This window comes from Asanoa sp. NPDC049573 (assembly GCF_040676615.1).
Taxonomy (GTDB): domain Bacteria; phylum Actinomycetota; class Actinomycetes; order Mycobacteriales; family Micromonosporaceae; genus Asanoa.
In genome coordinates, this window is the sequence record NZ_JBFAPI010000028.1 from 52950 (window position 1) to 62047 (window position 9098).

9 protein-coding genes are annotated in these 9098 nt (G+C 73.0%); 1 reads left to right on the forward strand and 8 read right to left on the reverse strand.

Annotation, left to right across the window (positions count from 1 at the left end):
* Window positions 1-108: 108 nt before the first annotated feature.
* Genes AB0J74_RS35945 through AB0J74_RS35965 form a run of 5 tightly spaced genes read right to left on the reverse strand, consistent with a single transcriptional unit; the run spans window position 109 to window position 5042 of the window.
* Window positions 109-1212, reverse strand: a complete 1104-nt coding sequence (locus tag AB0J74_RS35945; protein ID WP_363456754.1) for a bifunctional RNase H/acid phosphatase — start codon at window positions 1210-1212, stop codon at window positions 109-111.
* Window positions 1209-1949, reverse strand: a complete 741-nt coding sequence (locus tag AB0J74_RS35950; protein WP_363456757.1) for a C4-type zinc ribbon domain-containing protein — start codon at window positions 1947-1949, stop codon at window positions 1209-1211. Before AB0J74_RS35950 ends, AB0J74_RS35945 begins: the two co-directional genes overlap by 4 nt.
* Window positions 1946-3196: a Nif3-like dinuclear metal center hexameric protein gene (locus tag AB0J74_RS35955; protein ID WP_363456760.1), complete on the reverse strand. Its 1251-nt coding sequence runs from the start codon at window positions 3194-3196 to the stop codon at window positions 1946-1948. The genes AB0J74_RS35950 and AB0J74_RS35955 overlap by 4 nt, the downstream gene beginning before the upstream one ends.
* 11 nt (window positions 3197-3207) lie before the next feature.
* Window positions 3208-3804: a flavoprotein gene (locus AB0J74_RS35960; RefSeq protein ID WP_363456762.1), complete on the reverse strand. Its 597-nt coding sequence runs from the start codon at window positions 3802-3804 to the stop codon at window positions 3208-3210.
* Window positions 3805-3812: 8 nt separating this feature from the next.
* Window positions 3813-5042, reverse strand: coding sequence for a helix-turn-helix domain-containing protein (locus AB0J74_RS35965; RefSeq protein WP_363456764.1), 1230 nt, complete (start codon window positions 5040-5042; stop codon window positions 3813-3815).
* A 244-nt stretch (window positions 5043-5286) separates the two neighbouring features.
* On the opposite strand from AB0J74_RS35965, the gene AB0J74_RS35970 reads away from it, so the two are divergent.
* A complete protein-coding gene (locus tag AB0J74_RS35970; RefSeq protein ID WP_363456767.1) occupies window positions 5287-5949 on the forward strand; it encodes a bifunctional DNA primase/polymerase in 663 nt (220 codons plus the stop codon).
* Window positions 5950-6296: 347 nt separating this feature from the next.
* Here AB0J74_RS35970 and AB0J74_RS35975 read toward each other — a convergent pair whose 3' ends face one another.
* Genes AB0J74_RS35975 through AB0J74_RS35985 form a run of 3 tightly spaced genes read right to left on the reverse strand, consistent with a single transcriptional unit; the run spans window position 6297 to window position 8931 of the window.
* Window positions 6297-7007: an FAD:protein FMN transferase gene (locus AB0J74_RS35975; protein ID WP_363456783.1), complete on the reverse strand. Its 711-nt coding sequence runs from the start codon at window positions 7005-7007 to the stop codon at window positions 6297-6299.
* 19 nt (window positions 7008-7026) lie between these two features.
* Window positions 7027-7581 (reverse strand): FMN-binding protein, encoded by a 555-nt coding sequence (locus AB0J74_RS35980; RefSeq protein ID WP_363456769.1) that lies wholly within the window; start codon window positions 7579-7581, stop codon window positions 7027-7029.
* A gap of 9 nt (window positions 7582-7590) precedes the next feature.
* Complete coding sequence (locus AB0J74_RS35985; RefSeq protein WP_363456772.1) at window positions 7591-8931, reverse strand: ferredoxin reductase family protein; 1341 nt, start codon at window positions 8929-8931, stop codon at window positions 7591-7593.
* Between the last annotated feature and the right edge of the window lie 167 nt (window positions 8932-9098).

Here is a 9098-nt window from a genome sequence, read left to right on the forward strand (position 1 = left end):
CCTGTGCATACCCTGCTCGATTACCGGCGGGTACACCAATCCCCGCACCGCGCATGGCAGACCGCGCTCGTTGTGGAGACCCCACAAAAGTGATGCGACGCTGGTGACTCAGCGTAGATGGGAAGTGTCGTTCACCGTGCGGACGGCGACGCCGCCGTCGGGCCAGTAGTCGACCGTGGACGCGCCGGCCGGGTCGAGGTAGAGGCGGTGCAGGAAGCCTGGGCCGCCGGCCAGCGCGTCCTGGAGGATCAGCTTGATCGGCGAGACGTGCGAGACCGCGACCACGGCACTCGACGGGTACGCCGAGAGCAGGGCCGACGCGGCCCGGCGGGCGCGGGTGGCCACGGCCGTGAAGGACTCGCCGCCGGGTGGGGCCACCGACGGGTCGGCCAGCCACGCGTCGAGTTCGGTGGCCCAGCGGGAGCGCACCTCCGCGAAGGTCAGGCCCTCCCAGTCGCCGAAGTCGCACTCGATCAGGTCTTCGTCGATCCGGACCGGGACGCCGCCGAGTTCTTCCGCGATCGCCCGCGCCGTCTGGACGCAGCGGGTCAGCGGCGAGCTGACTACCGCGACCGCGTCGGGCACCCGGGCCGCGACCAGCACCCCGGCCGCCGTGGCCTGGGCCTCGCCGATCGTCGACAGCGGCACGTCGCCCCGGCCGGAGTAGCGGCCCTGTGCCGTCATCGCCGTCGCGCCGTGCCGGACCAGCAGCACCCGGGTGGCGCTCTCGGTCGGGCGGGGCTCCCAGGACCGGGGCGCGGACGCCGCCGCGGCCTCGGCCGAGGAGACCGGCGCGATGCCGGCCGCCGCGTCCATCGCCTGGTTGGCCAGGGCGTCGGCGTGCGTGTTGCGGTCGCGCGGCACCCAGGTGAAGCTGACCCGGTCGAGGCGGTTGACCAGCGCCGCGGCCTCGGCCGCGAGCGGGCGCAGGCCGGCGTTCTTGATCTGCCAGCGGCCCGACATCTGCTCGACGACCAGCTTCGAGTCCATCCGGATGTCGGCCTCGGCGGCGCCCAGGTCGACCGCGGCCTGCAGGCCGGCGATCAGCCCGCGATATTCGGCGACGTTGTTGGTCGTGATGCCGATCGCCTCGGAGCGTTCGACCAGGACCTCTCCGGCGGGGGTACGCACGACCGCGCCGTAACCGGCCGGACCGGGGTTGCCGCGCGCGCCGCCGTCGGCCTCGATGACCACCCGGGTCGGGCGAGTCACAGGCCGGACTCCGAGGTGCGGACCATGATCCGGCGGCACTCCTCGCAGCGGAGCACCTCGTCGGCCGGGGCCGCCTTGATCCGGGCGCGGTCGGCGCCGGAGAACTCGATCCGGCAGCCGCCGCAGCGGCCGGCGGTCAGCAGCGCGGCGCCGAGACCGCCGGAGGTCTCGCGGATCTTGTCGTAGAGAGCCAGCAGGTCGGCCGGCACCTCGCCGGCGGCCGGGCCGCGGGCCGCGATCCGGCCCTGCTCGTCGGACTCGATCTCGGCCAGCAGTTGGTCGCGACGGGCCTCGGTGTCGCCGCGGCGGTCGCGGGTCGCGGTCAGCCGGCCGAGCACCTCGTCGAGCGCGGCCTGTGCGGTCTCCCGGCTCTCCATCAACTCCAGTTCGGCGTCTTCGAGCTCGGACTGCCGCCGGGTCAGCGAGACCATCTCGTGCTGGATCGCCTCCAGCTCCCGGGCCGGGCCGCTGCCCATGGTCAGCCGGGCCTGGTCGCGGTCCTTGCGGGCGCGTACCTGCTCGACGTCCTTCTCCATCCGGGCGATGTCCCGATCAAGATCGTCGACGGCGACCTGGGCCCGGACCCGCTCGTCCTCCAGCGCCGACAGCTCCCGGGCCAGGGCCTCCAGCTCGGCGTTCTCCGGCAGCGTGCGGCGGCGGTGGGCGATCTGGGCCAGCGAGGTGTCGATCGCCTGGAGGTCGAGCAGCCGGCGCTGCGCCTGTGGTTCGGCCTTCACGGAAGCGACTCCTTCGACGGGGTGAAAAGTGCTGATGCGGCGTGCAGCGTCCACGGGTCGGTGTCGAGGTCGGAGACCACCACATCCACCTCAAGCCTGGCACGCAGGTAGGCCGCGAGGTCGTCGAGCCACGGACGCTCGGTGGCCCAGTGTGCCGCGTCCAGCAGCGCGGGGCCACCTCCGGCGACCGCCTCACTGGCCGGGTGGTGGCGCAGGTCCGCGGTGAGGTAGGCGTCGACGCCGGCCGCGGCGGCCGCGGCCAGGAAGGAGTCGCCGGCACCGCCGCAGACGGCGACCGTGGAGATCACCCGGTCGGGGTCGCCGGCGGCCCGGACACCCCAGGCGGTACGCGGCAGGACGGAGGCGGCCTGGGCGGTCAACGCCGACAGCGGCCGCGGCACGGGCAGCCGGCCGATCCGCCCGACGCCCCGGCCGAGGCCGGGCCCCGGGCGGCCGTCGCGGACGAGATCGGCATCGCGGCCGAGGCCGACGCCTGGCCCAGGACCGGCGTCACGGCCCGAGCCGGCATCACGGCCCGAGCCGGCATCACGGCCCGAGCCGGCATCACGGCCCGAGCCGGCATCACGGCCCGAGCCGGCATCACGCCCCGAGCCGGCATCACGCCCCGAGCCGGCATCGCGGCCCGAGCCGGCATCGCCGCCCGAGCCGGCATCGCGGCCCGCGTCGGCGCCAGGACCGGCGTCCCGGGCCGAGCCGGCGCCGCGGCCAGGACCGGCGTCACGGCCCGAGTCGGCATCGCGGCCAGGACCGGCGTCACGGGCCGAGCCGGCGTCACCGGGCGAGTCGGCGTCGCGGCTCGGGTCGGGTCCGCGGTCGGCCGACGGCGTGGCCGGCGCCGAGGGCACCAGCGGGCGCAGGTCGACCAGGCCCAGCCGGGCGGCCAGGGCGTCGGACACGCCGGGGTTGGCCACGTCGGCGTTGGTGTGCGCGGTGAACAGCGCCACGTCGTTCTTGATCAGGTCCTGGACGATCCGTCCTTTGTAGGTGGTCGCGGCGACCGACGAAACCCCCCGCATCAGCAACGGATGGTGGGCCACGATCAGGTCGGCGTCGGCGGCGATCGCCTCGGCGACGGTCTCCGGCACGCAGTCGACCACACACAGGATGCGGGCGACCGGCCAGCCGGGGTCGCCCACGACCAGGCCCACCCGGTCCCACTCTTCCGCCCAGACGGGCGGATAACGCTCGTCGAGGGCCGCGACGGCGGCGGCCACAGTCGTGCTCATCGGCGCAGATCCTACCGCCGAGGGCTGTCCTCGGAGGCGATGGTCGGTGCGGTGACGGTGACGCGGTGGTCGGCGCCGATCCGGGCATCGAGCGCGTCGAGGGCCAGGTGCCAGGGAAAGGTGTCGACCAGGTCGCCGGCCGCGCCGGGTGGGCGCAGCGGCAGCACGTCGTCGCCGAACAGGACCGTGATGTTCCACGACCGCAGCCGTTCGATGGCCTCGCGGAAGGCCGGGTGCGCGCCCATCGGCGCGTTGGTGAACGGCATCACGACGATCGGCAGGCCCTTGCCCTGTGACTCGACGACCAGGCCGAGGGCGAGCGTGTCGGCGATGCCGACGGCCCACTTGTTGACGGTGTTGACGGTGGCCGGCGCGACGACGATCGCGTCGGGCGCGGGTAGGACGTCGGGGTCGCCGGGGTTCTTGTAGTAGCTGCGGACCGGGTGGCCGGTCAGCCCGGCGAGCGCGGGCACGTCGACGAACTTGCGGCCGTCGGGCGTGGTGACCACGCAGACGTCCCAACCGCGCTGCTTCGCCAGGTCGACCAGGCGGCCGACTCCGCGGGAAATGGGTGAGCCGCAGCAGATCGCGTACAGGACACCTCTCATACCTGCCACTAAACTCCGACGCCCATGTGTTCCGCCAGTTCGGCGACCGCGGGTGGCGGAGTGCCGCGGGTGCGGCGCAGGACGTCGGACATCACCTCGTGGGCCAGTGGCCGGCAACGGATCTCCGACGGCGCGAGGCGGTCGCCCTCCAGGAGCATCTCGCTGGCCTTCTCGACGTCGCCCATCTGGGCAAAGCCACGGGCGATGTCGAGCATGTGGTGTGCCCGGCGCTCCGGCAGCAGGCTGTTGAAGCCCTCCGCCGGGATCCGCTCGTGCACCTCGACGGCCGCGCGCCCCTCGCCCAACTCGACCGCGGCGGCGGCCCGGTGCAGCTTGACGTTCGTCGGGCCGAAGCAGGTCCAGTAGTGGTTGTGGTCGCCGCCCATCGCGTTGGCCGCCTCTTCGGCGCCGTTGAGCAGGTCGCGCACGGTGGCGCCGTCGCCGATCCGGGCGGACGCCATGGCGCCCTGGAGCAGCAGCATGCCGTAGACGGAGAGGCGCTCGGGCGTGGCCTCGTTGCCGCCGCCGGGCGCCAACCGGTTGGCGATGTTGACGTTGACCTCGAGCGCCGGGCGGGCCCGGCCGAGTGCCAGCAGCGCGCTGCCCACCCGGTGGGTGGCGATGCCGGCCAGCAGGGGGTCGCCGGCCCGCTGGGAGACGGCGATCGACCGGTCGGCGGCGAGCCAGGCCAACTCGTGCTCGCCTAGCTTCCGGAGCGACGACGAGGCGATCTGGTAGACCTGGCCGAGCAAGTGGGCCGCGTCGTGTGCGTCGTTGCCCGCGGCGTACGCCGTGTCGGCGGCCTGTGCGTCGCGCAGCAGCTTGGGCAGCGCGCGGGCCAGCACGCCGTACTTCGCGTGCTGGAAGGTCAGCCAGGCGTGGCTGACCGCCTTGCGCATTTCGGTCAGCGGCTGCGGGTTGGGTTGGGTGTCGAAGAACGCGCTGATCGAGTCGTAGCGCTCGAGCGCGGCGCGGATCTCCTCGACCTCCACCTGGTCGATGCAGTTGATCGCGTCAGGCCGGCGTTCCGGGTCCTTGCCCAACAGCAGTTGCACGTCGAGTTGCAGCACGTCGGCTATCTCGTAGACCACCGAGAACTTGTCTAGCCGGCGCACACCCCTCTCGACCTTGTCGACCCAGCTCTTCGACTTACCCAGCCGGTCGGCGAAAACCTGCTGGGACATCCGACGACGGGCGCGCCAGTAGGCGACGCGGCGGCCGATGGGGAGCTCGTCCATGTCCGTCCTCCCCCCTGGTGGCTCAGGGGCTGTCTGATTCGGGGCTTGCTGGCCGGTCTTGCGGATATCACCCGTTTGTGCCGATCGCACATTGAGTGCGTTTCCCGTCACACCTGCACTCGTAGTTTTCGATTGCAAGTTGCATTCAGCCATCTGTCAAACGCAACGACCGCGTGTCGATCCGAGATACGGCGCCGACGGCCTGCTAGGGCGAGTCGGACCCAGACGTAGGGAGTTTCTGACCATGCGGTGGAATATCCGACCACCATTCGCACGAGTGACACTGCGCCGCTCGGCCCTGCGCTACGCCGATCATCGCTGGGAAGTGATGCCCGGCGCGTGGCTCGACGGCGGCCGGTTCGCGTGCGAGCGGCCCGGCTGCCCGACGACGAGCTGCCATCCGGCGCTCGAAGGCTGGGAGCGGCGCGCGAGCACCGATCCGTCCACGATGGAGAAATGGTGGCGGCAGCGGCCGCACGCGGTGCTGCTGGCCACCGGGCACGCTTTCGACGTGCTGGAGGTGCCCAACACGTTGGGCGGGCGGGTGCTGGCGGCGGCGCGCATGCACGCCGGCGTGCTCGGCCCGGGCCGGTTGCAGGTGCGCGGCCCGGTCGCCGCGACGCCGCTCGGCCGCTGGATGTTCCTGGTGCGCCCCGGCGACCCGCTGCGGCCCGAGTTGGAGAACTCGCTCGACGTCGTGCGCCACGGCACCGGCTCGTGGGTGCCGGCCCCGCCGACCCGGCTCCCCGAGGGCGCGGTGCGCTGGGTCGTCCCGCCGGAAGAGGTGGCCTGGAGCCTGCCCGACTCGTACGCCGTGCAGCGCATGATCGTCGATTCGGTCCTCGCCCGGCCCAGCGGCCTGCCACACCTGCCCCGCCAACTGTCGACGGCGCGCCGGGCCGCGTGACCGGCCCGGTGTCACATCGCGCGAATCGCCGATCCCGCCAACGAGACCGGGAGACATCCCGTCAACAGGACGCGCAGAGTCGCACGTCCGGGCCGCGGACCGGTCGTTGATGCAGGTGGCGGCCCACTTGGGCGCGCGGCGACGAGGGGCATACATGCTAGGTGACAAGGTAACGGCGGTGCCCGCCGAGGTCGACCCCCTGAACGGCGGACATCGATGCCAAAGATGGGCCGGCACCCGGCCGTCGGGGTCGCGGCCCACCGGCTCGCGGCCGACGGGGTCACGACCCGCCGGCACCCACCGCCCGGTACGACGCTGATCCCACACGAGTTACCATGGTAGTCGTCTTAAGCGGCCGACGGTAGGGCGGCGGAGCTCAGTTTCCGTCCCTCGTCGGTGACCACGACGCAGTCCCACCCGTCGAGCCGGCTCAGCCAGCGGGCACCGGCGGGGCCCATCGCCAGCGCCGCGGTCGCGTACGCGTCGGCCGTGCCCAGGTCGGGACCGACGACGGTGACCGACCGCAGCCCCGAAGCCGGCCGGCCGCGCCGCGGGTCGACCACGTGGTGCCCGCGCTCGTAGACGCCCGAGGTCGCGACGGCCAGGTCGGTGCCCTCGACCACGTGGCAGGTGGCCTGGGCGTTCCACGGATGGCGGATGCCCACCCGCCACGGGCGACCCGCCGGTGAGTGACCGCGCAGCCGCACGTCGCCGCCGGCGTTGACACAGTGGTCGGTCGCGCCCGCGGCCAGCAGCCGGTCCGAGGCGACCTGCACGGACCAGCCCTTGACGAAGCCGGACGGGTCGAAGCGGCCGGTCGCGTACCCGTCGAAGTAGCCGTCGGTCTCGCCCCACAGGTCCGCGCAGCGGGCCAGCACCAGCCGCAGGTCGTCGGAGGCCGCGGAGATTGGCACTTCGCCGCGGTCGAATCGACTGACTTCGCTGTTTTCGCGGTAGGTGCTGAACCGGGCGTCCACCTCGTGGAACCAGGCGAACGCGGCGTCGAGCAAAGCCGGCGAGCCGCCGGCCGCGATCTCGACGCTGATCACCGTGCCCATGCACTCCTGCGCACGGAACTCAGTCACGCTCGCCCTTCTTCATCCGCTCGATGGCGACCCGCAGCGACTCCTTGTAGCTCTCGCTGGTCTCCGTCGCTCCGGACACGGTGTCGAGGTTGGCGCCCTGCTCGCGGATCGCCTCGTCGCGCAGTCGCGGCTCGGCCAGCGAGCTGAGCTGGTCGGAGCGCGCCTCCAGGTCGGGCATCTCCAGCGTGCGCACGTCGACGATGCGGGTGCCGGACAGCTCGATGACCACCTGGACGGCACCGTACGGGTTCTCCACCCGCGGCCCGACGACCTTGTTGGACCTGGGCTGGGCCGGCGGCGGCGCGGCGGCCGTCGTGCCCTTGCCGGCCTTGGGCTTGGTGGTCTTCTTCGTCGCGGTCGGTGTCGCCACCGGCTTCTTCGCCGGCGGCGCCGAGGGGTCCGGCGAGCCGGCGCCCGCCGACGGGGTCGGTCCGGCGTTGGCCGCCGCCACCGTGTCGGGTGCCGCGCCCGCGCCGCCGCCCTTGACCACGACCAGTAGCGAGGTTCCGGCGGCGAGCCCGGCTACGGCCAGCACAGCACGGCGCACGAGGTTCTCCTACAGCTCGAAGGCGGCAAGGTGGATCTTGGAGCGGGGTACGCCGGACCTGCGCACCGTCTTCTGCGCCGCCTCGACGAAGCCCGGCGGCCCGCACAGGTAGACGTCGCGGCGGGCCAGGTCGGGCACCAGTTGGCGCAGTCCGTTGGGGCTCATCACCTGGCGCGGCCCGGGGTCGGTGCGGGCGCCGATGACATACCAGACGTCGACGTCGCCGGCCCGCGCCAGCCAGTCGATCTCACGCTGCAGCACCACCTCGGCCGGCGTGCTGGCCCGGTAGATCAGCGTCGCACCGGGCGGCAGTTCCTCGAGCATCGCCCGGATCGGCGTGATGCCGATGCCGCCGGCGATCAGCAACGAACGCGGCGCGGTGCGCTGCGCGGCGGTGAAGTTGCCGCGCGGCCCGACCGCCCAGACCCGGTCGCCCGGGTCGAGGTCGCGCAACGCCCGGGTATAGGCGCCGACCACCTTGATGGTCAGCCGCAACCAGCGGCCGTTCTTGGCGGCGGAGACCGAGAACGGGTGCGACTGCCACCACAACCCGCGGGACAGGAACCGGAAGCGGAACCACTGTCCACCGAGGACCTTGAGCCGGTCGAGGTTGCGACCGGTGAGGTAGATGGAGACGGTGTCCGGGCCCTCGGCGATCACGTCGGCCACCCGCAGGCCGTACCGCAGATTGAAGATCAAGGGCGCGATCAGCCGGCCGTACGCGAGCACGACCACCACACCGACGTACGCCGCGATCCAGCCGGTGCGCACGAGTCCCGGCCTGAACAGTTGCTGGCCGAGCGAGAACTGGTGGCCGAAGGCCAGGTAGAGCACCACGTAGGTGGACATGTGGAGCCAGCGCCACAGCTCGTAGGGCATGGCGTTGCGAACCGCCCGGATCGAGAACAGCCCGACCGCGGTGAGGATGCCGGCGGACAGGAACGCGGTCAGCATGTCCGGCGTGCCGGTGATCAGGACCCGCGCCTCGACCAGCACGTTGAACCCGTCGAGAGCGCCGTAGCCGACCAGGATCAGCGCCATGTGGCCGAGCACTGCGACGATCAGCGCACCGCCGATGTCGCGGTGCCAGCGGGTCATCACCTCTTCGCCGGCCAGCCGGTCGAGCAGCCGCAGCCGGCTCATCAGCACGACCTGCACGAGCATCGTGTAGCCGGCGACCAGGCCGACGATCCGGCCGGCAGCCAGCATCACGGCACCGGTGTCGACCAGCGAGCCGGCCGGGGTGGTCAGCCACCAGGGCAGCACGGCCAGCACGAGGCCGACCCAGAAGAGCAGCAGCAGGAAGCGGCGGCCGTTGCCGCCGCGCCGGGCGGGCACGTTGACGGGCATGGCGGCGGGCCGTCCGTCGGACCGGGGCGGGGGGGGCCCGGGGCGGCACCGGAAGCGGGGGGCTGAACCGAACCGCCCCCCCCCCCCACGCGGGGGGGTTTTGGGCCGCCCCCCGCCGGGCCGGGGCCGGGCCCCGCCGGGCGCACCTCTTCGTGCCAGCCGTCGAC

Excerpts from the sequence above, each read along its gene's own strand:
- AB0J74_RS35955 (WP_363456760.1), bottom strand. The coding sequence starts at position 3,196 with ATGAGCACGACTGTGGCCGCCGCCGTCGCGGCCCTCGACGAGCGTTAT.
- AB0J74_RS35960 (WP_363456762.1), bottom strand. The coding sequence starts at position 3,804 with ATGAGAGGTGTCCTGTACGCGATCTGCTGCGGCTCACCCATTTCCCGC.
- AB0J74_RS35965 (WP_363456764.1), bottom strand. The coding sequence starts at position 5,042 with ATGGACGAGCTCCCCATCGGCCGCCGCGTCGCCTACTGGCGCGCCCGT.
- AB0J74_RS35970 (WP_363456767.1), top strand. The coding sequence starts at position 5,287 with ATGCGGTGGAATATCCGACCACCATTCGCACGAGTGACACTGCGCCGC.
- AB0J74_RS35975 (WP_363456783.1), bottom strand. The coding sequence starts at position 7,007 with ATGGGCACGGTGATCAGCGTCGAGATCGCGGCCGGCGGCTCGCCGGCT.
- AB0J74_RS35985 (WP_363456772.1), bottom strand. The coding sequence starts at position 8,931 with ATGCCCGTCAACGTGCCCGCCCGGCGCGGCGGCAACGGCCGCCGCTTC.